19 protein-coding genes are annotated in these 21,923 nt (G+C 53.6%); 16 read left to right on the top strand and 3 right to left on the bottom strand.

Annotated elements, in window-relative coordinates; genetic code table 11:
* Window positions 1–6: 6 nt before the first annotated feature.
* A complete protein-coding gene (locus HWX74_RS04145) occupies window positions 7–4,059 on the top strand; it encodes a hypothetical protein (protein WP_217704844.1) in 4,053 nt (1,350 codons plus the stop codon).
* Between the two features lie 19 nt (window positions 4,060–4,078).
* Complete coding sequence (locus HWX74_RS04140) at window positions 4,079–4,489, top strand: secondary thiamine-phosphate synthase enzyme YjbQ (RefSeq protein ID WP_176012342.1); 411 nt, start codon at window positions 4,079–4,081, stop codon at window positions 4,487–4,489.
* Window positions 4,490–4,541: 52 nt separating this feature from the next.
* On the opposite strand, the gene HWX74_RS04135 is transcribed toward HWX74_RS04140, so the two are convergent.
* The 3 genes from HWX74_RS04135 to trxA form a co-directional block, all read right to left on the bottom strand.
* Window positions 4,542–5,309: a tyrosine-protein phosphatase gene (locus tag HWX74_RS04135; RefSeq protein WP_176012341.1), complete on the bottom strand. Its 768-nt coding sequence runs from the start codon at window positions 5,307–5,309 to the stop codon at window positions 4,542–4,544.
* The gene (locus HWX74_RS04130) at window positions 5,306–6,805 is read right to left on the bottom strand and encodes a polysaccharide biosynthesis tyrosine autokinase (protein ID WP_176012340.1); all 1,500 of its coding nucleotides are present in this window, start codon (window positions 6,803–6,805) and stop codon (window positions 5,306–5,308) included. The genes HWX74_RS04135 and HWX74_RS04130 overlap by 4 nt, the downstream gene beginning before the upstream one ends.
* Before the next feature lie 196 nt (window positions 6,806–7,001).
* Window positions 7,002–7,316 (bottom strand): thioredoxin, encoded by a 315-nt coding sequence (gene trxA / locus HWX74_RS04125; RefSeq protein WP_176012339.1) that lies wholly within the window; start codon window positions 7,314–7,316, stop codon window positions 7,002–7,004.
* 267 nt (window positions 7,317–7,583) lie between these two features.
* Between trxA and HWX74_RS04120 the strand changes: the two genes are divergently transcribed.
* The 14 genes from HWX74_RS04120 to HWX74_RS04055 all read left to right on the top strand — a co-directional run bounded on the left by HWX74_RS04120 (window position 7,584) and on the right by HWX74_RS04055 (window position 21,877).
* Window positions 7,584–8,450, top strand: coding sequence for an RDD family protein (locus tag HWX74_RS04120; RefSeq protein WP_176012338.1), 867 nt, complete (start codon window positions 7,584–7,586; stop codon window positions 8,448–8,450).
* A gap of 18 nt (window positions 8,451–8,468) precedes the next feature.
* Window positions 8,469–8,726, top strand: coding sequence for a (2Fe-2S) ferredoxin domain-containing protein (locus HWX74_RS04115; RefSeq protein WP_176012337.1), 258 nt, complete (start codon window positions 8,469–8,471; stop codon window positions 8,724–8,726).
* A 21-nt stretch (window positions 8,727–8,747) separates the two neighbouring features.
* Window positions 8,748–10,493: a [Fe-Fe] hydrogenase large subunit C-terminal domain-containing protein gene (locus HWX74_RS04110; protein WP_176012336.1), complete on the top strand. Its 1,746-nt coding sequence runs from the start codon at window positions 8,748–8,750 to the stop codon at window positions 10,491–10,493.
* Window positions 10,483–11,661, top strand: coding sequence for a SpoIIE family protein phosphatase (locus HWX74_RS04105; protein WP_176012335.1), 1,179 nt, complete (start codon window positions 10,483–10,485; stop codon window positions 11,659–11,661). The genes HWX74_RS04110 and HWX74_RS04105 overlap by 11 nt, the downstream gene beginning before the upstream one ends.
* 15 nt (window positions 11,662–11,676) lie before the next feature.
* Window positions 11,677–11,949 (top strand): (2Fe-2S) ferredoxin domain-containing protein, encoded by a 273-nt coding sequence (locus HWX74_RS04100; RefSeq protein ID WP_176012334.1) that lies wholly within the window; start codon window positions 11,677–11,679, stop codon window positions 11,947–11,949.
* 9 nt (window positions 11,950–11,958) lie between these two features.
* A complete protein-coding gene (locus HWX74_RS04095) occupies window positions 11,959–13,404 on the top strand; it encodes a monomeric [FeFe] hydrogenase (RefSeq protein WP_176012333.1) in 1,446 nt (481 codons plus the stop codon).
* 426 nt (window positions 13,405–13,830) lie between these two features.
* Window positions 13,831–14,241 (top strand): hypothetical protein, encoded by a 411-nt coding sequence (locus HWX74_RS04090; RefSeq protein ID WP_176012332.1) that lies wholly within the window; start codon window positions 13,831–13,833, stop codon window positions 14,239–14,241.
* A 144-nt stretch (window positions 14,242–14,385) separates the two neighbouring features.
* Window positions 14,386–14,919 (top strand): transcription termination/antitermination NusG family protein, encoded by a 534-nt coding sequence (locus HWX74_RS20620; RefSeq protein ID WP_368506814.1) that lies wholly within the window; start codon window positions 14,386–14,388, stop codon window positions 14,917–14,919.
* A 30-nt stretch (window positions 14,920–14,949) separates the two neighbouring features.
* Window positions 14,950–15,588, top strand: a complete 639-nt coding sequence (locus HWX74_RS04080) for a transcription termination/antitermination NusG family protein (RefSeq protein WP_176012330.1) — start codon at window positions 14,950–14,952, stop codon at window positions 15,586–15,588.
* 54 nt (window positions 15,589–15,642) lie between these two features.
* Window positions 15,643–16,929 carry a Vi polysaccharide biosynthesis UDP-N-acetylglucosamine C-6 dehydrogenase TviB gene (gene tviB / locus HWX74_RS04075; protein ID WP_176012329.1) on the top strand — a complete coding sequence of 429 codons (1,287 nt, stop codon included), beginning with the start codon at window positions 15,643–15,645 and terminating at the stop codon, window positions 16,927–16,929.
* 3 nt (window positions 16,930–16,932) lie between these two features.
* Window positions 16,933–17,916, top strand: coding sequence for an SDR family oxidoreductase (locus HWX74_RS04070; protein ID WP_176014530.1), 984 nt, complete (start codon window positions 16,933–16,935; stop codon window positions 17,914–17,916).
* Between the two features lie 150 nt (window positions 17,917–18,066).
* Window positions 18,067–19,533: a lipopolysaccharide biosynthesis protein gene (locus HWX74_RS04065; protein WP_176012328.1), complete on the top strand. Its 1,467-nt coding sequence runs from the start codon at window positions 18,067–18,069 to the stop codon at window positions 19,531–19,533.
* Window positions 19,530–20,732: a polysaccharide pyruvyl transferase family protein gene (locus HWX74_RS04060; RefSeq protein ID WP_176012327.1), complete on the top strand. Its 1,203-nt coding sequence runs from the start codon at window positions 19,530–19,532 to the stop codon at window positions 20,730–20,732. The genes HWX74_RS04065 and HWX74_RS04060 overlap by 4 nt, the downstream gene beginning before the upstream one ends.
* Entirely contained in the window at window positions 20,729–21,877 is a 1,149-nt protein-coding gene (locus tag HWX74_RS04055; RefSeq protein WP_176012326.1) for a Coenzyme F420 hydrogenase/dehydrogenase, beta subunit C-terminal domain, read from the top strand. The genes HWX74_RS04060 and HWX74_RS04055 overlap by 4 nt, the downstream gene beginning before the upstream one ends.
* Window positions 21,878–21,923 lie beyond the last annotated feature (46 nt).

Raw genomic sequence — 21,923 nt, 5'->3', positions numbered from 1 at the left:
GTCATGATGAGCAGAAAGAAGAAAATTTTAATCTGGAGCGGCTCGCTGCTGGGCGGATTGGCCGTTCTGCTGGTTGTCGTCTATCTGATCGCCACCAGCAGTTGGTTCTTGACCGGCATTGTGCTGCCGCGGACCGGCGAAGCGATCGGTATGGAATTGGCGGCCGAGGAGATCAGGGTCTCGTTGTTCGGCGGGACGCTGCAGGTGGTCAAATTGCGGGCCGGATCGGCTGCCGAGCCGATTGCCGTCGTCGATTCGCTCGACGCCGAAATTGCCGTCGGCGCCCTGCTGGACGGCCGGATCGTCCTGGATCACCTGTCGCTCAACGGCGGCAGCGTCACGTTGAAACGCGATCTGGCCGGCCGGTGGAATTGTATTCCGGATAAGCTGGCGACCGCCTCCGCCGGCAAACCGAAACGCGCCGCCGGCGAAAAAGGCAGCCGGCCGCTGCAGTTGGATTTGAACAACATCAAGCTGGACAAGTTGGCGTTCAAATTGGAGCTGGCCAATCCGACTTATCAGGATTCGGTCATCGAGTTGCCGAATATCTCCATCGAATTGCCGCACCTGGCCAACGGCGCTACCGCCCAGTTGCGGATTTCCAGTGACATTGCCGACATTTCCGCCGGCGAGACGATTGCGATTCGACATGGCGCTCTGGCGCTGACCGCGGAAGCCGCGCTGGCCGACGATTTGTTCCCGACGGCAGTGACGCTGGAAAATCGCATCGGGCAACTGGACGGCCAGGCCGGCGATATCGCGATGCAGGACGGAACGTTGCTGTTGCGATTGGCCGCCAGGGGCAGCAAAGAGCATTATGCGATCGAGCAACTGCAGTTTAAACAGCTGGAAGGCGACCAGTTGCGGACCAATTTTGAATTGAATGGTTCGGTCGGCCTCGATCCGCTGGAAGCGCAGCTCCATGTCGTCTTGAACCCGCTGTCGGAGGAGATTGCCGCGATCGCTTCGGCGTTTGCGCTGAAGTTCAATCCGGGCCGGTTGCAGTTCGCTTGTGCCGGCGACTGGTCGGTGACGCCGGAAAAAATCAGCGGCGTCGGTACGGTTTCGCTGGTCCGTTCCGGACTGGTGGTCATCGGCCGGGAGAATTATGAAGTGCCGGAGCTGAAGCTGGATCTGAAACACGCTTTCAGCATTGAGCCGGCCAGAAAATTAGCCGACTTGCGCGCATTTCAGTTGACGTTGACTGAAGATGGCCGGCCGGTGGTGGACTGTGCTTTGCAGCAGCCGGCCGAGATCAGCTATGCGCCGGAGGGGCGGCATTTTCCGGGCGCCGCTCCGCAATTGCGTTTGACGGTCGATCAATTCAATCTGGCGCCGGTCCGGAAATTCCTGCCGCCGGCCTTGCCGGTCAAACTGAACGGCGGGGTGTGGAACGGCAATCTGCTGGCGACGGTGGAGCCGGACAGCGAAGAGATTCAATTGTCCGGCTTGACGCAATTGAGCAATCTGGAGCTGGAACTGCCGCAGTGTCTGTATCAGAATCTCAATTTGACCGCCGCCTATGCCGCCCGGGTGGCGCTGGGGAAGACCGCCGAACTGGCCAAATTGACGGTGACGCTGAAGGAGAAGGACCAGACGTTGCTGCAGGTTGTCGCCGGCGGCGATTATCATTTTGCCGACAGGAGCGGTTCCGCCGCCGTCAAAATTACCGACGCGACGCTGCAGTTGATTCCGCTGCTGCCGTTGCCGGAAGACCAGTGCGCCAAGCTCAATACCTATGCGCGAATCCTCGATCCTTTGTCGTTGCAACTGTCGCTCGGCGCCGATTTCGATTTGACCGGCAAATCATTTCAATTGACCGCCCTGGATTTACAGGGACTCCAGCAGCAGGAATTGCTGATGCGCCTGACGGCGTCGCCGTTCGGCGGCACGTTCCAGCCGTTCCAACTGGCGGAGCCGGTGAAGGCGAAATTCCTGTTGCAGAACTTCGCGTTGACCCGGCTGCAATCATTGCTGCCGGCGGAACAGTTGCGCATTTTCCGGGGGACCTTGTCCACGTCCGGTGAAGTCGACGCCGCGGCCGATTTGAAGTCGTTCCGGATTGCCGGGGAAAGCCGGCAGGACAATCTCGATTTGATTGCCGCCGGCCAGCGGCTGGCCGGATTGGCGGCGCAGCAGCAGTTCGACGTCGCCATGACGTTGCCGGACCGGGTGAAGATCGGCCGGTTCGATGTTCAGGCCGCGGTTCAGGAGCAGCCGGCGCTGTCGCTGTCATTGACCGGCGAAGCCGATTTGACGGCCGGGGCGACCGATTTGACTCTGCAGCTGCTGCAATTGACGGAAAAGCTGCCGGCACTCTGGGTTGACAAGTTGGCGACGGCGGATTGGCTGTTCTCCGGTAAAGTGGCAGCCGCCGGGCAGGAAAAATTCCAGCGCTGGCAGGTGAAGGGGGAGCTGGCGGCCAGGGCCGGCCAGGCGGAGGCGCTGCAGCTTTCGTTCGACGGCAAAACCGCTTTGGACAGCGGCGAAGTTGCCGGTACGCTGCAATTGGAGCAGTTGAATGAAGCGCTGGTCGCGCCTTTCTGGCCGAACAAGTTGCAGAAACTGTCGGTCAACGGAGCGTTGAATGCCGGCGGCAATTTCAAACAGCGCGACTGGAAAGTCGACGGTACCGTGAACATTCCGGAATTTCAGCCGGAAAACCAGCCGCAGGCGATCCGGGGCGACCTGAAACTGATCGCCGAGCTGACGCCGGAAGCCTTCCGCTGCCGTCAACTGTCCGGAGCGCTGCATCAGGCGGAAACCTTGCTGGCCAATCTCGAAGCCAACGCCTTCTGGCCGCTGGCGGCAACCAGCACGGAAAATGGCAATGTCGTCATCCGCTCGGAAGCGTTGAATGTCGAGGCGCTGATGGAACTGTTCCGCGGTCCCGAAGCTCCGGTCCGGACCGCCGAAAACGCTCCCGAGAGCAACCCGTTCCCGACCGAAGCGGACCCGACGCCGATCCAGTTTAATTTCGGTCCGCGGCCGGTGCATCTGTCGATTCAATGCGATTCGATTTCCTGGGGACCGGCGGTCCAGGCGAATTTTGCCGGCAACGTCGATTTTCACGGTCGTGAGCTGCTGCTCAACGAATTGCTGCTGACCTTCAACGGCGCGCAGATCAATACCCGCGGAAAATTGGTCAGTACCGACGCCGATGTCGATTACGAACTGGCCAGTCAGGCCGGCGAGGTGGATTTGAAGCCGTTGCTGGCGCCGTTCCTGCCGGAAGAATTTTCCGCATTCAGCGGCAAGATGAAATCTTTGCAGGTGGCGGTCAGGGGCAATGGCCTGAAACCGCCGCGGTTGTGGGACAATCTCAATGGCGATGTCACTTTGGCGTTCAGCGACCTGGAAATTCCGAACAGTCTGCAATATACGACGCTTGGAAAATTGTTCCTGCTGCCGTTGGAGGTGATGCGCTCCATCCAGGAGTTTCTGCCGGCCACCGAGACGGTCGCCGATCTGGACAAAGCGGTGGGCGTCATCGGTTCATTTTTCAAACAGACGCAGACGATCAGCTTCGAAAACGGCGGCATCAAGCTGGCCAGCCGGGACGGTCAAATCCATATCGAACGGTGCAGCTTCACCGGTCCGCTGGTGCGCGAACTGGCGTTCAGCGGCAGTTTGGGACTGGGCAGCCGGCAGGCGCTGGACCTGGATTCCAGGCTGAATGTCGTCGGCGTGCTGATGCCGGTGCAGATCGATGGAACGCTGCAGAAGCCGGAAGTCAACATCCAGAAAACGGTGACGCAATTCATCACCGGCAACGCGGCCAATATCCTTTCCATTCTGGACGTCACCGGCGTTACCAGCGGTTCGGACGGCCAGCCGGCCGAGTGGCGCAATGCGCTGGATGGTGTCGTCAACATCCTGTCGCCGGCTCAGAAGGGCCAGGACAACGGCACCGTGCCCGATTCCGATTCTTCTTCGCCGGGCCTGCTGGATGGCGTCATCAATATTCTGAAGCCGGAACCGGAGAAAAATTCCGGTGCCGGCGACCGCAGCAAGCCGCCGGCCGGCGGTTCGCTGCGGGATATTTTCAAGAAACGCTGACCGACAGAGGAGGTGTGTTATGCGCGAAATCAGTATACAGACTTTGCAGCACAGTCAGATGATCGATATTACCGATCAGGTCAGGGAGCTGGTGCCGTCGTCGCTGACCGACGGCGTCTGCCAGCTGTTCGTCCGGCATACGACGGCGGCGCTGACACTCAACGTCAACACCGATACCGCCGTCCGGCACGATCTTTTGAGCGTGGTCAATCGTCTGGCGCCTTGGAAGGATGAGCTGTATCAGCACCAGGGCGGCAACAGTGCGGCGCATTTCAAAGCCTCTCTGTTCGGGGCATCGCAGACCATTCCGGTCCGCAACGGCCAACTGCTCCTGGGGCGCTGGCAGTCGATTTACCTGTGTGAATTCGATGGCCCGCGCGACCGGAAAATCATCGTGCAATTCCTGCCCGGCCTGACGTACGCTTCGTGAAAAGGCATCGCGCGGTTCCAGAAACGGCACCCCGCCGAAGTTGTCGGATTTTCTAATTCCGGGGCCGGAAAAGATTTTTCAATCTGCCCCACCAGGAGCTTTCGGCGCCGGCGGCCGGTTCCACCACCGGGAAGGGATATTGATCGGCCAGGATGCGCTGCGGATTGATTAACACCAGTCTGTCGGCGATATTGCAGTTATGATGCTCGATCAGGTAGTCGTGACATTTTTTCAGGCAGAACCCCCGGGTGGAACCGGCGTTGTGGGCGTCGGATGCCACGCAGTGGCACAGGCCCAGCTTCAGCAGTTGCTCCGCCTGGCGTTGGGCGCCGCGGCCGAAATTGCCGAGGAAACTGCCGGCATTGAGCTGGAAATAAGCGCCCTGTTCGGCCAGCGATTGCAGTACTTTGAGTTTATCGGCCGGGAACAGCCGTTCCGGATGGGCGATCAACAGCTTGTATTTGCGGTTCAGCAAATCTTCACAGCGTTGCGCGATGGCGTTGGGACTGATATAGGGGGTGACGAAATCGATCAGTACGTAAGAACTGTCGCCGAGCGTCTGCAATTGTTCGGCTTCTTCGAGGCGTGAAAAGTCATATTCGGCCCCGGCATGAATTTTGATGTGGTGTTCTTCGGCCAGTTGACGCAATTTTTCCAGCGCTTCCGGGTAACGCCGCCAGGCGTCGCCGGAATAATGGCTGGTCGCTGCCAGTTCGGTAATGCCGATGGAAGCGGCCTGCGCCAGCATGGCGCGGCTTTCCGCTTCCGTCTGGGCCCCGTCGTCGACGTCCGGGACGATGTGACAGTGCAGGTCAATCATGCTTCCTTATTTCCATCTGTCTGATAATAAGAATAATAGTTGTAATAGTTATAATAATTGTAATAGCCGTAACCGACCCGCTTCATATCGAAGCGGTTCAACAGCACGCCGTGCACCTTGATGCCGGTCTGCTGGAACTGGCGGATTGCACGCTGTACCGCCCCCATCCGGGTGGAACCGTGCCGCAGCACGAAAATGACGCCGTCAGAATTACTGGCGACGATGGTGGCGTCCGCCATATTGAGGCACGGCGGCGCGTCGAAAAAGATGAAATCGTAATCTGTTCCCAGCGTCTTGACCATCTTCTGGAAAGTCTCGGACATCAGCAGTTCGGAGGGATTCGGCGGAATCGGCCCGGACAGGATGACATCCAGGTGTTCGTCGACGACCTGGCGGTTGATGATCTCTTCCAGTTTGGCGTCGCCGCTCAAATAATTGACCAGGCCGACCCGGCGGTCCAATTCGAAGAAATTCTGCACATTGGGCTTGCGCAGGTCGGTATCGATCAGCAACACCCGTTTGCCGGATTGCGCCGTGATCAGCGCCATATTGGCGCAGCAGCTGGATTTTCCTTCGGAAGCCATCGCACTGGTGATCGTGAAAACCTTGGCGTTTTTCTCGGCATTTTCCGGTGTCAGATATTGCAGGTTGGTCCGCAGCAAACGGAAAGCTTCGGAAATGTGGCGGTATTTCTCGTCGATGCTGAACAGGCCGACAAAATCGAGGCGTTTGTGGCGCGGCTGCTTGGCATCGTCGGCACTGCGCCGCCGGGATTTTTTGCTGCCGGCTTCCGGAATGGTGCCGATGACCGGCAGTTTGAGCGTTTCAGTGATGTCTTCCGGGGTTTTGACCGAATCGTCGGAAATTTCTTTGAGGAAAACGACGCCGCCGGAGAGCAGCAGCGCCAGCACCATGGCGATCGCGGTATTGCGCAACGGCCGGGGACTGACCGGCGCATCCTCGAGTTTCGGATCGTCCAGGGTGACGACATTGTCCATTTTCAACAAATCTCTGATCTCGCTGGTGAAAATATCGGTGGTCGCCGTGGCGACCTGCAGCGACAGGTCCTTGTCATTGCTGGTGGCGCTGATTTCGAGAATGCGGGTATTGCGCTTGAAATTGACGCTCAGTTTGTATTTGGGCGGTTCGGTAATGTTTTTGGCTTCGCAGACTTTGGCATCCACCTTGTCGAGCACGCGCCGGGAACTGAGAATTTCCTTGTAGTCGTTGATCAGCAGATTGGCCATCATCAGCGTGGTGTAGGTCATCGACGAAGAATCCTTGCCGTCGGAGCTGTCTTCCTTGTTGTTCAGCGCCAGAATGGAAGCGGTAGCCTGATACGTTTTTTGCACCAGATAAGTCGATACGTAGAAAGTTCCCACCCCGATGACCAGGACGGCCAGTAACATGATCAGCCAATATTTCTGCACGCCGCGCAGCAACGCGGCCAATGGGACGGAATTGTTCTTCAACTGATCAAGAAATGCAAAATTCATAGAAAAAACGTTCTCATTCTATTTTCATTTATTATTTTTAAATAAGCGTCCGTTAATATATCAATGAATTATATTTGCGCAAGTTTGTTTCGGGAATAAATGTAAAGAATAATTATGTTTTGCGGCGGAATCGGGCTGCGGCCGGGGAAAATAAATTGCCGCCGGCCATGCGGCCGGCAGCAATCGGAAAGGCGGTTCAGGCATTGCGGATGGCGTCGAGCAGTTTTGTTTTGCTCTGGACGCCGACGAACTGTTGAACGATTTCGCCGTTTTTCAGGATCAGAATGGTCGGCAACATCCGGACGTTATATTCGGCGGCCAACTCCTGTTCCTCCTCGATATTGACTTTGGCGACCAGCGCGGCGTCGCCGATTTCGGCGGCCACCTGATCGATGATCGGGCCGAGCATCTTGCACGGATTGCACCAGGTCGCCCAGAAATCGACCAGGGCGACTTTACCGGCGATGGCTTCCTTGAACGTATCTTTCTTCAATTCTGTCGCATTGCTCATCATAATCCTCCTTGTGTTTATCGTACGCAAATGCGGTGAAAATGTTCGTTGGCACTTTGATTTTCACATTTCCGGCCGGCCGGGCAGCGGCGGTCGAAACTCCGGCGGAAGCAGCCTGGCCGGCTGCTGGTCGGCATAGGAGAAAATACAGCGCAAAACCGGAAAAATCAAATGCGATTATTTGAGTTCTTGCAAGTTGAATGTATCTTATTAACCAGATTGACGGGAATTCGAGAACTGTAGAACTGTTAGCGAGCGGAACGGCATATGAAGTTTATCTATTTGGATCAGGAAGGCAACGAAGTGGGGCCGCTGGCGTTGAGCGCCCTTGTGAAGTGCGTGGAAGACGATTTGATCAATCCGACGACGCAAATCCGCAACTCAATGATGTCGGAATGGCGTCCGGCCGCCAAGATTCCCAGCTTGAAGCACGCTCTGGCGCGGCAGTTGAAGCGCTGGGAGGAAAATCCGGAACTGATGCAGGACGAATCCTGGCGGAACTATATCGAGCAGGCGAAAACGCTGTTGACGCCGCAGAAGGAGAAAAGCACCGCGTTCGTCCGGAAGTACGATCCCGAGGATGCGACGGTCGGCCGCCGGCTGTCGGCGTTCGCTTTCGACCTGATTCTGATCGGCGCGGTGGCGATCATGTTGTTCGGCGTCGGTTTGCGGCGTTCGGTTGACAATGCCAGGCCCTATGCCGTGCCGCCGGAGATGATCCAGGCGAACGATTCCGGAGCGGCGGGTCCGGCGCGGAAGATTTCGACCGTGCAGCGCACCCCGGAAGGTATCGTCTGGTACCGGGGAGCGGAAAATTCGATTCTGATTCCGAGCGGCAGTCTGTGGCTGTCGATGAATTTCAGCATCCTGCTGCTGGTGCCGGCCGTATTGTTGTATTACGGCCTGACGGTCGGTTATTTTGCCCAGAGTTTCGGCATGTGGTTCTGGGGCATTTTCCTGGTCAGGGAGGAGCAGTTGCAGGAGGTGTATTTCCTGCGTTCCTTCGCCTGGACGGTCGGTATGGTCGTGCTGGGGATTTTTTCGCCGCTGTGCGTGTTTTTTACGAAGCGGGCGCTGCACGACCGGATTTGCGCGGTGCGGCTGATCAATGTCGCCGGCAAGAGCAAAGGCTGACGAAGGGACGGGTGTGGAATGAGTGACAAACCGACAATCAGAATTTGTCTCGGCAGCTCCTGTTTTGCCCGCGGCAATGAGAAAAACTTGCAGGTGATTGAAAAATACCTGGAAGAGCACCATTTGCAGGATGAGGTCGATCTGGAACTGGGCTGCTCGCTCTGCCAGGGACGCTGTGCCGAAGGCCCCAATGTGATAGTGAACAATCAGCGTTACGGCAATGTCGATCCCGGTATGATGCTGGAACTGCTGAAAAGTTGTTTCGAAAAACAATAATTATCGGGAGAGCCTGAGGCCATGAATCATAATTTTCCGGTCTTCACCGTGGAGACCGAATGTCAGGATTGTTATAAATGCGTGCGCCATTGTCCCTGCAAGGCGATCAAGGTGGTCAACGGCAGCGCCAGCGTGATGACCGATTTGTGTATCGCCTGCGGCCGCTGCGTCCGGGTGTGTCCGGCCGGCGCCAAGCGGATCCGGCCGGATTTGTCGCGGGCGCGTTTCCTGATGACCCGCAAACATAAAGTGTATGCGTCGCTGGCGCCCAGTTTCGTCAGTTATTTCCGGGGCGTTGCGCCGGAAGTGCTGGTCGAAGCTTTGAAAAAGCTGGGCTTTGCCGGCGTCAGCGAAACGGCGCTGGGCGCCCAATTGGTCAGTTCGGAAACCGGCAAACTGCTGCAGCAGGAAAACAAGGGGGTTTTCATCTCCTCGGCCTGCCCGGCCGCCGTCGACTATATCCGGAAATACATTCCGGCGATGGCCGACCGGATTACCCCGGTCCTGTCGCCGCTGCTCAGCCATTGCCGGTTGCTGCGCCGCGAATTCGGCGACGATATCGGCGTGATCTTTATCGGCCCGTGCGCCGCGAAAAAGCAGGAAGCCGACCGCCATCCGGAGTGGCTGGACCTGGCGCTGACGTTCGAAGATTTGGAGAGCTGGCTGGCCCAGGATAATATCAAGTTGGAAACGTTGACCGGGGCGGGGCAGCAGTTCGTGCCGGCAACCGCCAGCGAGGGGCGGGTGTATTCGCTGGAAGGCGGCATGAATGAGACGTTGCGCGGCGCCGCCGGGGATCGGACTTATTATCTGGCGGTCTCCGGGTTGCTGAATGTCCAGCGGGTGCTCGGCCAGGCTTCGGCGGCCAGATATGCCGATATGAAATTGTTCATCGAATGCCTGGCTTGCGACGGCGGCTGCGTCAACGGGCCGGCGATGCCGGAGAACGGCAGCGATTTGGAGGCGTTGCTGGCGACGGCGCGGCTGTTCGAGCACCGCAACAGCCTGGACCGCCCGGTTGAAGTGAAAATCGAGGATCGCATCCTGCCCGACCGCCTGCCGCCGGAAGAGATTTCCGATCTGCAGTTGAAGCAGGCGCTGATGTCGGTCGGCAAACAGTCGCCGGCGGATGAACTCAACTGCGGCGGCTGCGGGTATCCGACCTGCCGGGCTTTTGCCCGGGCACTGGTGGTCGGCAAAGCGGAAACCGCGATGTGCGTTTCCAATTTGCGGCGGATGGCGCAGAAGAAGAGCAATGCGCTGATTCGTTACATTCCGGCCGGCGTGGTGATGGTCGACCGGAATCTGCGGATCATCGAGTGCAACGAATGTTTCGCCCGGTTGTTCGATGAGAGCACGCTGCTGGCCTACCAGGCGACGCCGGGACTGGCCGGGGTCGAAGTGGCCAATATCGTCGATTTCACCGAATTGTTCGAAGCGGCGCTGGCTTCCGGCGGAGATCTGGCGCGCGATAATCAGATGGTTTGCGATAAGATAATGAATGTCAATGTCTTCACGATTGAGCCGCATCAGATTGTCGGCGCGATTGTGCAGGATGTCACCCAGTCGGAATTGCACCGGGAGCACATTGCCGAAAAGGCCCGTGAGGTGATCCAGAAAAATGTCATGACCGTTCAGCAGATTGCCAAGTACCTCGGCGAACATATGGCGGAAACCGAAATCCTGCTGCGGGAGGTGGCCAGCGGCTACCAGACCAAAAACAACCGGGGGGCCGGCGAGGGGGCGGATGGCCGCGATGAACATTGACGAAACCTTTGTCGAGGTAGAGTGCTGCCAGCGGATCAAAGACGGCGAGAGCGTTTGCGGGGATGATTTCAAGAGCGTCCGGCTGGAAAATGAGGACCGCGTCATCGCCGTGCTGTCGGATGGGTTGGGCAGCGGCATCAAAGCGTCGCTGTTGTCGACGATGACGACGACGATGGCGCTGGAGTTTATCGCCCGCAACATGGAAATCCTGCAGTCGGCGGAGATCATCATGGATACGCTGCCGGTGTGCGAATATCGTAAAATCAGCTATGCCACTTTTACCATCGTCGATGTGTTGTCCGGCGGCAAAATCAGGACGATCGAGATGGACAATCCGCCGCTGATCCATCTGCGCAACGGCAGGGATTTGCAGTGGGAGAAGCAGAGCCTGGTGTCGGCCCGCTGGCCGGACCGGAAGCTGGCGGTGGCGGAATTCAGGGCGGTGCCGGGCGACCGGATCATCTTTTGTTCGGACGGCGTGACCCAGGCCGGCCTGGGGCATGCGCCGTTCAAATTCGGTTGGCGCCGGGAGGGGCTGTTGGCCTTTGTGCAGGAAGCGGTGGCGCGGCAGCCGCAGATTTCCGCCCGCGAATTATCGCAGATGGTGGTGGCCCAGGCCTGCATGAAAAACCCGAACTACAGTTGCATCGACGACATCAGTTGCGTGGTGATCTATTTCCGGCGGCCGCGCCGGCTGCGGCTGTTGACCGGTCCGCCGTTCAAGAAGGAGAACGACCGGGATTTCGCCGAAATGGTCGAAAGTTTCGACGGCAAGGTCATCATCAGCGGCGGCACGACCGCCAATATCGTGTCGCGGGAGTTGCGGCGGGGAATTACCACGGACTGGAAGCAGTTGGGCGGGGGGTTGCCGCCGACGTCGAAGATGAAGGGCGTCGATCTGGGGACCGAGGGAATCCTGACCCTGACCGAAGTGGCCCGGGCGCTGGACGGGGACTGCAAGGCGCGGAATCTGCCGGCGGTGCGCCAGATTATGACTTTGCTGGCGGAGAGCGACGTCATCGAATTGATCGTCGGCACCAAAGTCAACGAAGCGCATCAGGATCCCAATTTGCCGGTCGACCTGGAAATCCGGCGCAACATCGTCAAGCGGCTGAAGCAGTTGCTGGAAGAGAAATATCGCAAAAAAGTTTATATCAAATATTTTTAAGCAACGGAGTAGGAAATGACCGCCGGTTCGAAGATAAAAGTTGAAATTTGTGTCGGTACCACGTGTTTCATTCTGGGCGCTTCCGAATTGCAGGAGATCGAGCAGTTTCTGCCGGATGACTTGAGGGATCGGGTGGAAATTTGCGGCAGTCCCTGTCTGGGATTCTGCCGCCAGCGCAACGATGGGCAGGCGCCGTTCGTGCGGATCAACCACGATACGGTGGTGTCTCATGCGACGATCGAGAGCGTCATCGCCAAGCTCCAGGAATTGACGGCCAACGAAAGGTGATACTGAGGAATGGATAAAAACAATGCGGTTCGAATCAAAAATGAATTGATGATCCGGACGATTCGCGGTTTTGTCGACGGTAATTTGCGCGAGATCATCGATCGGATTCCGGTCGAAATGCGGCCGCGTGAATTGCCGGCGATGCGCTGCTGCGTCTACAAGGACCGGGCGGTGCTGAAATACCGGCTGATGGCCCTGCTGGGATTCGGCGTCGAGGACGAAAGCGATGAGAGCAAGACGCTGGCCGCTTATGTGGACGATGCGTTGACGCGGACGGCGCCGGATGAGAATATTTTGAGCGTTCTGGATGTCGCCTGCTACGGTTGCGTGCAGAGCCAGTATCTGGTGACCAACGCCTGCCGCGGCTGCTTTGCCCGGCCCTGCGTTTTCAACTGTCCGAAGCAGGCGATCGAAGTGCGCGACGGCCAGGCGAAAATCGATCAGCGCAAATGCATCGACTGCGGCAAATGCACGCAGGTTTGCCCATACCACGCGGTGATCCGGGTGCCGATTCCCTGCGAGGAGGCCTGTCCGGTCAACGCGATCCACAAGCATCCGGACGGCAAGGAATACATCGACTTCGAGGCCTGTATTTCCTGCGGCAAATGTCTGCGGGCCTGTCCGTTCGGCGCGGTATTGGAGCGCTCGCAGGTCATCGACGTGCTGCGGGAGATCAAAGCCGGCAAAAAAGTGGTGGCGATGGTGGCGCCGGCGGTCGTCGGGCAGTTCGCCGGTTCGCTCGAACAGATTGCCGAAGCGCTGCAGTTGGCCGGGTTCGACCATATGGAAGAGGTGGCGCGCGGCGCGGAGCTGACGACCGAACATGAGACCGAAGAATTTTTCGAACGGATGGCGCGCGGCGACAAATTGATGACGTCGTCCTGTTGTCCGGCTTACACCGAGGCGGTGAAACGCCATGTGCCGGCGTTGCAGCCGTTTGTGTCGTCGACGCCGACGCCGATGAGTTTCATTGCCCGTGAGGTCAAGAAGGAAAATCCGGACTATGTCACCGTTTTCATCGGTCCCTGTGTGGCCAAGCGCAAGGAGGCGTTGAAGGATGGCAATGTCGACTGGGTGATGACGTTCGAGGAGCTCGGGGCGTTGTTCGTCGCGCTGGAAATCGATGTCGCGTCGCTGCCGGGGGTGAAGCTGACTCGCAAGGTCGGCGGACACGCGCGCGGGTTTGCCACCAGTTGCGGCGTGACGGCGGCGATTCTCAACGAAGCGGCGGGGCAGTGTCCGGATCAGGAAGTGCCGGAGCTGGACTCCAAGTTCATCAATGGGTTGGATCGCAAGTCGATGAAGCTGCTGCAGATGTACGGCATGGGGAAATTGCCCGGCAATTTCCTGGAAGTGATGGCTTGCGAGGGCGGCTGTGTCGGCGGGCCGTGTCGTCTGTGCGACGTGAAGCTGGCGACGCAGGCGGTCAAGAACCTGGCTGAACAGGAAGATTAAACGTCATGTGCAACAGGCCGCTCCGGGGCGTTGTACCCGGTCGCGGCCCGGCGGGTTCGGATTCCGCCGTTCGTGTCCGGGCAAGGCGAAGCCAAATCTTAAAGGCGCCAGTATTTCAGTGCTTACGGTCAGGCCATCGGTTGATCATCGGCCATCAGCTTCTGTGGCTTTGGGGTGGTAAATTATTTGGATTTGACGAATCGGAATGAATCATTCTCTTTCATGAAAAAGCATTTTGAAATATGAAGTATATATATGCTTCTTTTAATGTTGCAAAAATATATATGTGCTTATTGCTTTCGTCTTATTTGAATTAAGATGATATTTTATTAGTTTGTAAAAATTGTCTTGACATCTTGACATTTATTTAATCGGCAGTATATTTAATTTCGACTTTTAGTGTTGAACTTGGATAATGAAAGAACGATGACGCAGATGTTGGCTGTAAATATGTTATTCGATAATGTGTTGTCGTCGCCTTCACAGTCTCCGTTATTCGGCGTGCGTGGCACGACGAAGCTTGATGATGTATTACATCATCAAGCTGAAATTTTAAAGCAAGCAAGCAAGCAAGCAAGCAAGCAAGCAAGCAAGCAAGCAAGCAAGCAAGCAAGCAAGCAAGCAAGCAAGCAAGCAAGCAAGCATTATGCCAGTTTTTGCCTTGGAAAATTAATTCGGCAAAATCTTTTATTTTATTTCCTGAAAAGAGTTTTTGGGATACTGTGTCACTTGGCTCTTTTTCCGTATATTTTTGCAAGAGATTCCATTCAGGGGACCATTGTGTCCTGTTTCATGGAAGATATTTTGGGAAACCGTAAGCTTCAGAGTAAGAACTGAAGTTTACGGTTTTTTATTGTTTTGAGTCGAAGTTAAGTTTTGCCAGACATTACGGAAGACTCATCCGATAGCTTCGTCGTTGGAATGAAAAATCCCGCGACGGGGCTGCGGCATGGGAAAATTTATTTTTTCTAAGTAACGACTATAGACCCGATACAAAAAATTTCAGGACGCTTCTGGGGCTTCGCCTACCTGCGGCCGCGTACCGAAAAGGTTATCAGAGCAAAGTTGCTTGCTGCCGGGATATTTCATTATCTCCCGATGATTCCCAAAGCCAGAATGCATCATTCCACAAAGATTATCACCGAGATTCCAATGATTCCGGGATATATTTTTTTGTGTATCGACGATGTGGAACGGCAGAATTTGAAACGGCAGGAAGCGAAGTTTGTTCAAATCGAGCTTTTGCGTGAAGAGTATTATGAGAATATCCTGATACAGGAATTGAATTCTCTTCGGCAATGTGAATTGTTAGCCCGTCAAGAACCTATTCGAATCAATCCGGACATCATAACAGGAGATAAGGTATTGGTCACCTCGGGAGCTTTGGCTGGCCTGGTAACTGATGTTGTAAAGCGCGATGATAAACATGATATGATTATTGTCAATATTACTATTCTCAATAAACATATCGAATATCCTATTGCGGCGGAAACATTGAAGAAAATCACCGTTTGATTCTTCAACCGGCTCTTTGTCATTGATATTATGTATACGCGAACGGCAGATACGAAAACAGCAGACCGGATTTACGATCCCTATTTGGGGCTCTATATAAAAAAATTGTTGCCGGACCCCGGTATTCCCATATTACGAAAAATTGCAGATAAGATCTGGACCCCGATTTATACGGTTTCAGGAAGTGAAAAGCGGTTGGCCGATACATTAAGGCAAAATCATATTTCCAATTATTATCCCAGAATATGTTCAATCATATCCAATCGAAAATATGAGAATAAACCATTTTTCCCCGGAGTCGTTTTTGCCGCATTGACCGCCGAAGACCGGAAAATAATGAATGAAAATTTTCTTGTCAGGGAGATTCCGGAAATTCGGAACAGTGAAACGGAAGAACATATTTTCGCCGATATATGCTTCATGACGATGGCGGAACACATCAGCCGTTTTTATCCTTTTACCTTTGAAAAAGAATTCAGATGCCCTCAATTGGCGGCTTGGAAAGTGACTCCAATGACGATAGATGGTTTTGGCGATTGTCGTTTTGTGAGCAATGAGGAAGAAAATATTACCCAAATTTACTTCAATTTTAAAACAATTGCAAAAATTATAAAATTTAATCTGACATTATACCAGTTCAGATCCCTGTTGGTCTCAAAAGTGTTATGAATTTATCGAGTTATAAAAAGAATTGAACTATAAAAAATGCTTTAAGGGATTGAGATGTTACAGAAGCTCCAAAATGGTGAAATCAAAGTTGCGCTGATCGGTCTGGGTTATGTCGGCTTGCCGTTGGCGGTTGAATTCGGCAAGAAGTTCGACACGGTGGGCTTCGATGTGAAAGCGGAACGTCTGGAATCGTTGCGCCACGGTGTGGATACGACGCTGGAGACTTCACCCGCAGATCTGAAAGCCGCGAAATATTTGAAATATTCCTGCAATCCGGAGGATTTGAAAGACCGTGATGTTTTCATCGTGACGGTGCCGACCCCGGTGGATCAGTACAATCGTCCGGATTTGACGCCGCTGTATAAAGCGAGCGAAACGGTCGGTAAAGCGATGAAACCGGGTGCGGTCGTCGTTTACGAAAGTACCGTTTACCCCGGCTGTACCGAAGAGGAATGCGTTCCGGTCCTGGAAAGGTTCAGCGGTTTGAAATACAATGTCGATTTCTTCTGCGGTTACAGTCCGGAACGGATCAATCCGGGCGATAAGGAACATACGCTGACCAGGATTTTGAAAATCACTTCCGGCTCGACGCCGGAGACTGCCGAACTGGTCGATGCGTTGTATAACCGCATTCTGCAGAGCGGCACCCACCGGGCCAGCTGCATCAAGGTTGCCGAAGCGGCGAAAGTGATCGAAAACTCTCAGCGCGACCTGAACATCGCCTTCGTCAACGAATTGGCGAAAATCTTTCATCTGATCGGAATCGACACCAGCGAAGTGCTGGAAGCGGCCGGCACCAAATGGAATTTTCTGAAATTCCGGCCTGGCCTGGTCGGCGGCCATTGCATCGGCGTCGATCCTTATTATTTGACCCACAAGGCGCAGGCGCTGGGATATCTGCCTGAGGTGATTCTGGCCGGCCGCCGCATCAACGACGGCATGGGCAAATATGTGGCGACCGAGGTGGTGAAACTGATGATCAAAAAGGAACAGAAGGTGGCCAATGCCAAAGTGTTGGTGCTGGGGATCACCTTCAAGGAAAATTGTCCGGATATCCGCAATTCTCATGTGGTCGATGTGGTGCGCGGTCTGGAAGAGTTCGGCTGCCGGGTCGATATTTATGACCCCTGGGCCGATCCGGGAGAGGTCAGGCACGAATACGATCTGGATTCGGTCCGGGAGCTGTCGGCACTGAAACCCGGCGAGTACGATGCCATTGTGCTGGCCGTTTCCCACCGCCAGTTTGCGACGCTCGATTTCCGCCGGTTTCAGAAATCGCATGCCGTGGTTTTCGATATCAAGGGGCTGCTGCCCAAAGAAGCGGTGGATGGACGGTTGTAAATGATGAAAAAGCGAGTTGAAAATTCCCGAATCCTGGTGACCGGCGGCGCCGGTTTCATCGGTTCCAATCTGGTGGAAACGCTGTTGGCCCAGAACAACGAAGTGGTGGTTCTGGACAACTTCATGACCGGCAGGCGGGAAAATCTGGCTCCGTTCGCCTCGCATAAGGCTTTCGCCTTGATCGAGGGCGACATCCGGGACATGGCGGTGTGCCGCCAGGCGGTCGACGGCGCCGATTATGTGCTGCACGAAGCCGCATTGGGATCGGTGCCGCGTTCGATCAAAGATCCGATGACATCGACGGAAGTGAATATCAGCGGCTTTGTCAATCTGCTCTTTGCGGCGCAGGAAGCGAAAGTCAAACGTTTCGTCTATGCGGCGAGTTCTTCGACTTACGGGGACAGCAAGAGCCTGCCCAAAGTGGAAGACAAGATCGGCCGGCCGTTGAGCCCGTATGCGATCACCAAATATGTCGACGAGCTGTTCGCCGAGAATTTCAGTAAGACTTACGGGATTGAAACGATCGGGCTGCGGTATTTCAACGTGTTCGGCCGTCGGCAGGATCCGTACGGCGCCTATGCGGCGGTGATTCCGAAGTTTGTGATGAGTCTGATGAAACATGAAAGTCCGGTGATCAACGGGGACGGCAGTTACAGCCGGGATTTTACTTACATCGATAATGTGATCCAGGCCAATCAGTTGGCGTTGCTGGCGGATCGGCCGGAAGCGGTCAACCAGGTTTACAACGTGGCCTTCGGCGAACGCACGACCTTGAATCAGCTTTTCAAATATCTGCGCGAATATCTGACGGAATTCGATCCGGAGATTGCCAAAGTCGAGCCGCAATACGGTCCCAACCGCGCCGGCGACATTCCGCACAGTCTGGCCTGCATCGACAAGGCCAGGAAGCGGTTGGGATACGATCCGCAATTTACTGTCAGACAGGGTCTTAAAGAAGCCATAAAATGGTATTGGGATAATTTATAGTAATGTTATTCCCGGTTACCCTTATAATTGTTTGTCATTATGCCAATCACTACCGCTGAAAATAATAAACGGATCGCTCATAATACGATTTTTCTTTACATCCGAATGTTTGTGGTTATGGGGGTTTCCTTCTATACCACCCGGATCGTCTTGAAATTGTTGGGCGTGGATGATTATGGAATTCTCAGCGTCGTGGCCGGTATCGTCGTCATGTTCGGTTTCTTCAATACGGCTATGGTTGCAGCCACACAACGCTTTCTGAACTTTGAAATCGGCAAAGGGCAACCGGAAAATGTTTCCTGCGTTTTCAGTGTCAGCGTTGTTTTCTTCCTGCTTTTGATTCCACTGGCGGTTCTGCTGGGAGAAACGGTGGGCTTGTGGCTGCTGAACGGCAGGTTGAATATACCTCCGGCCCGGCTTGCTGCCGCGAATTGGATTTTTCAACTTACGCTGGCCGGCTATTGTTTCAAAGTCATTCAAATTCCCTATAATGCTTTGATTATCGCTTACGAGAAGATGTCTTTTTATTCGTTCATAAGCATTCTGGAGTCTCTGTTACTGCTGCTGAATGTCTGGTTGCTTTTCTTTCTCTCCGGCGACAAATTAATCCTTTATGTTTTTATGACTAGTGCAACCAGCTTGATTGTCTTCCTTTTTTATCGCGGATACTGTCGCAGGAAGTTTCCCCAGTGTCAATTTTCTTTCCGATTGAAAATGAACTATATCAAAGAAATTTTTTCATTTTCCGGCTGGAGCCTTCTGGGAACATTGGCTAATGTTGCCAAGCATCAAGGGATCATCATGATCGTCAACATCTTCTGTGGAGTCGCGGTAAGCGGGGCGCTCGGCATTGCCAATCAGGTCGGTAATGCCATCAATGTTTTCGTTGCCAATTTTCAGGTTGCCTTCAATCCGCAAATCGTCAAATCCTATGCGGCCGGAGAGTGTCATTATTTCACCAATTTAGTATTCAGTACCTCAAAATACTCTTTTTTCCTCTTATGGCTTCTAGTATTGCCATTCTGGCTGGAAGCGGAGTTCGCCTTGAAATTATGGTTGGGCAATGTTCCGGACTATGTCGTCATTTTTACGCAATTAACGATGCTCTGCTTTTTGATCGACACCATGTCCGCTCCGTTGTGGATGGCCGCCCAGACTATTGGAACAATTCGTAATTATCAACTCATCATCAGCGGTCTTATTTTGCTTTCTCCGTTATTTTCCTACTTGTTTTTGCGTTTGCATTATTCGCCGTCTTGCGTCATGATCGTTTGTTGCGTCATCAACCTTTTCTGTCATGTTGCCCGGATCGTTTATTTGAAATGCAGAATCCAATTTCCGGTCATGAAATATCTATATCGCAGTATGTTGCCAATTCTGGCCGTCTTTACCGGTTCGTTTCTTTTTTCGTTGTTGCTGAAAAGGGTACTGGTACCATTAATCCCTAACCCGCTTCTCAGTGGCATCGTCTTGATCATCGCCAGTTCACTGATCAATTTTGTTTTCATATTCCGTTTGGGATTGAGCGAAGCAGAGCGAAAGACCATGTATTCTCTATTGGCTCGCCTGCGGAAAAAATATCATATATGCAATCAAATATCCGGAAATCTTCTATGAGCAGAAAAAAAGTCGGCGTCATTACCATGCACCGGGTCATTAATATCGGGTCCGCATTACAAGCTTACGCTACTCAACAGGCAGTTGAAAGCCTGGGATATGACTGTCAAATCATCGACTACTTGTATCCTACAGAGTATCATATGCAGTGTTCGACAGAAGCGGACGATGGGTCGGAATCGATTTTTCGGGAATTCCGGAAAAATTTTCTTTCGGCATCAAAATTGTTGCAATTATCCCGCTGGATGAAACAATTTCTCCTGAATCATAAATATGTTCAAAACCGTAACCGTCAAAAAAAGAAATTTCAGGAATGGCAAAAATTACTGCATCGGACCCAGCCTTATAGTCGGAGTGCCATCTTGCGCCGGCCGCCATTGTTCGATATTTACATGACTGGCAGTGATCAGACCTGGAAAGCGCGCAATCTCGGAAAAGATTATTCATTTCTACTGGATTTTGCTCCAATTCATGCGCCCCGAATTGCTTATGCCGCCAGTTTCGGGGCATCCCGGTTGCCTGATAAATATCGGCAAGTCTATGCGACGTATTTAAAACAATACAGGCAGTTTTCCGTTCGGGAGCTTTCTGGTTCCAGCCTGACCGAGGAACTGACCGGACGTGTAGCTCCTCTGGTTCTGGATCCCATCTTCCTGTTGAACAGAAAACAATGGCAGGAAGTGGCAGATAAATCGGTTATCGTACAAAAACCTTATATTTTGTGTTATTTACTGGTCGGTGTTTTCAATCCTTATCCTTATGCTTTCACATTGATCGATAAAATCAGAGAACTCACCGGCTATCAGGTGGTATTCATTGGTTTTCATGGCGCTGCCGGAGCCAAAGGTTATCAAGTCCTTCCAGATGTCGGTCCTGCCGAATTCCTTCAACTCTATGAACAGGCCGCTTTGGTCGTCACCAATTCCTTTCACGGTACTGCGTTTGCACTCAATTATCGGAAGTTATTTTTTACTCTATGCAATCCTGGTCAAACCAGTGATGATCGGGTTTCCTCGTTACTGAACCTGTTCGAAGTACAGTCCAGGGGGATTCTGCCTGCTGAAATAAATCATATTACCGCCCGATCTCTGTCGTTTGACTGGCAGCGGCCGGAAAAGATTCTGGGAAAATACCGGGCATTGTCATTGGATTATCTCAAACAAGTTTTACAAACGGCATCGCCTCAAGAATTTCAATGATTACTCTTTGTAACCGGCTGTCATGTACCGGCTGCATGGCCTGCGTCAACCGCTGTCCACGGCAATGTTTATCCATGCTGCAGGATCAAGAGGGCTTTTATTACCCGCAAATTGATCAGGAGCGTTGTACTGAATGTGGATTGTGTCGTAAGGTTTGTCCGATTCTCACACCGATACGCCTCTTTTCCGCTCAAACGGTTTTCGCGGCATGGGGTCGGGATGATTTTATCCGACAATGCAGTTCCTCCGGGGGGATTTTTACCATTCTCGCCCAGGAAATACTCCGGCGCCATGGCGCTGTCGCGGGAGCGGCTTTTGACAATCAAATGGTCTTGCGTCACCGGCTGGTTCGCATGCCGGAACAATTGCCGCCGCTGCGAGGCAGCAAATATATTCAAAGCGACATCGGGATGATTTACCAAGCAGGTGAAAAGCTTTTGAAAGCAGGAGTTCCGCTTTTATTTACCGGTACGCCGTGTCAAATTGCCGGGTTTCGCGCTTTTTTGACCAAAGACTATGAGCAGTTGTACACTTGCGACTTGATTTGCCATGGTGTACCGTCACCCCGTTTTTTTCAAACTTACTTGCAACGCTTGACTGCCGGAGCGGTTGGAAAACTTGCGGATTTTCGATTCAGGGATTTAGAAGGCTGGGGCTATCGTCCCTGTCTCTGTTGGCAAGATGGACGGAAATTTGAATTGCCGGAGCGATCCAATTACTATCTTAAATTATTTCTAGGCGCCAAGAATCTCCGGGAAAGTTGTTACCTCTGCCCTTTCGCCTGTTGCGAACGGGCCGCCGATATCACGCTGGGAGATTTTTGGGGAACCGATTTATCGCCGCATCCGGCGGGGCGTTCCGGGGTTTCTATGGTCATGCTCAATACCGAACAGGGGATGTCACTTTTTTCAAAAATAAAGGATAAAATTATCTTTTATGCCCGTGATCTTTCCGCGGCACAGGCAACCAACCGGCAATTGAACCATCCTCCGCGCCGGCCACAAGAACGCGGTCTCCTCTACCGGGATTTCGATCGTCTGGAAGAGGCGGAATTTCTGCGGAAATACCGATTGGTAAGACCCCTTTTTCGAAGAATACTAAGTTCATGGAAAAACTTTATTATAAAGCAACTGACCCATCGATAGAGCTGTTTTTGATTGGCAGCCTTCGATTATTCTATAAAATATCTCA

This window comes from Victivallis sp. Marseille-Q1083 (assembly GCF_903645315.1).
Taxonomy (GTDB): Bacteria; Verrucomicrobiota; Lentisphaeria; order Victivallales; family Victivallaceae; genus UMGS1518.
The sequence above is the reverse complement of the archived record's forward strand: the minus strand, read 5'-3'. Positions and strand labels throughout refer to the sequence as shown.

Excerpts from the sequence above, each read along its gene's own strand:
- HWX74_RS04145 (WP_217704844.1), top strand. The coding sequence starts at position 7 with ATGAGCAGAAAGAAGAAAATTTTAATCTGGAGCGGCTCGCTGCTGGGC.
- HWX74_RS04095 (WP_176012333.1), top strand. The coding sequence starts at position 11,959 with ATGGATAAAAACAATGCGGTTCGAATCAAAAATGAATTGATGATCCGG.
- HWX74_RS04130 (WP_176012340.1), bottom strand. The coding sequence starts at position 6,805 with ATGAATTTTGCATTTCTTGATCAGTTGAAGAACAATTCCGTCCCATTG.
- HWX74_RS04140 (WP_176012342.1), top strand. The coding sequence starts at position 4,079 with ATGCGCGAAATCAGTATACAGACTTTGCAGCACAGTCAGATGATCGAT.
- HWX74_RS04060 (WP_176012327.1), top strand. The coding sequence starts at position 19,530 with ATGAGCAGAAAAAAAGTCGGCGTCATTACCATGCACCGGGTCATTAAT.
- HWX74_RS04110 (WP_176012336.1), top strand. The coding sequence starts at position 8,748 with ATGAATCATAATTTTCCGGTCTTCACCGTGGAGACCGAATGTCAGGAT.
- HWX74_RS04090 (WP_176012332.1), top strand. The coding sequence starts at position 13,831 with ATGACGCAGATGTTGGCTGTAAATATGTTATTCGATAATGTGTTGTCG.
- HWX74_RS04070 (WP_176014530.1), top strand. The coding sequence starts at position 16,933 with ATGAAAAAGCGAGTTGAAAATTCCCGAATCCTGGTGACCGGCGGCGCC.
- HWX74_RS04055 (WP_176012326.1), top strand. The coding sequence starts at position 20,729 with ATGATTACTCTTTGTAACCGGCTGTCATGTACCGGCTGCATGGCCTGC.
- trxA (WP_176012339.1), bottom strand. The coding sequence starts at position 7,316 with ATGAGCAATGCGACAGAATTGAAGAAAGATACGTTCAAGGAAGCCATC.
- HWX74_RS04135 (WP_176012341.1), bottom strand. The coding sequence starts at position 5,309 with ATGATTGACCTGCACTGTCACATCGTCCCGGACGTCGACGACGGGGCC.
- HWX74_RS04100 (WP_176012334.1), top strand. The coding sequence starts at position 11,677 with ATGACCGCCGGTTCGAAGATAAAAGTTGAAATTTGTGTCGGTACCACG.
- HWX74_RS04115 (WP_176012337.1), top strand. The coding sequence starts at position 8,469 with ATGAGTGACAAACCGACAATCAGAATTTGTCTCGGCAGCTCCTGTTTT.
- tviB (WP_176012329.1), top strand. The coding sequence starts at position 15,643 with ATGTTACAGAAGCTCCAAAATGGTGAAATCAAAGTTGCGCTGATCGGT.
- HWX74_RS04080 (WP_176012330.1), top strand. The coding sequence starts at position 14,950 with ATGTATACGCGAACGGCAGATACGAAAACAGCAGACCGGATTTACGAT.
- HWX74_RS04105 (WP_176012335.1), top strand. The coding sequence starts at position 10,483 with ATGAACATTGACGAAACCTTTGTCGAGGTAGAGTGCTGCCAGCGGATC.
- HWX74_RS04120 (WP_176012338.1), top strand. The coding sequence starts at position 7,584 with ATGAAGTTTATCTATTTGGATCAGGAAGGCAACGAAGTGGGGCCGCTG.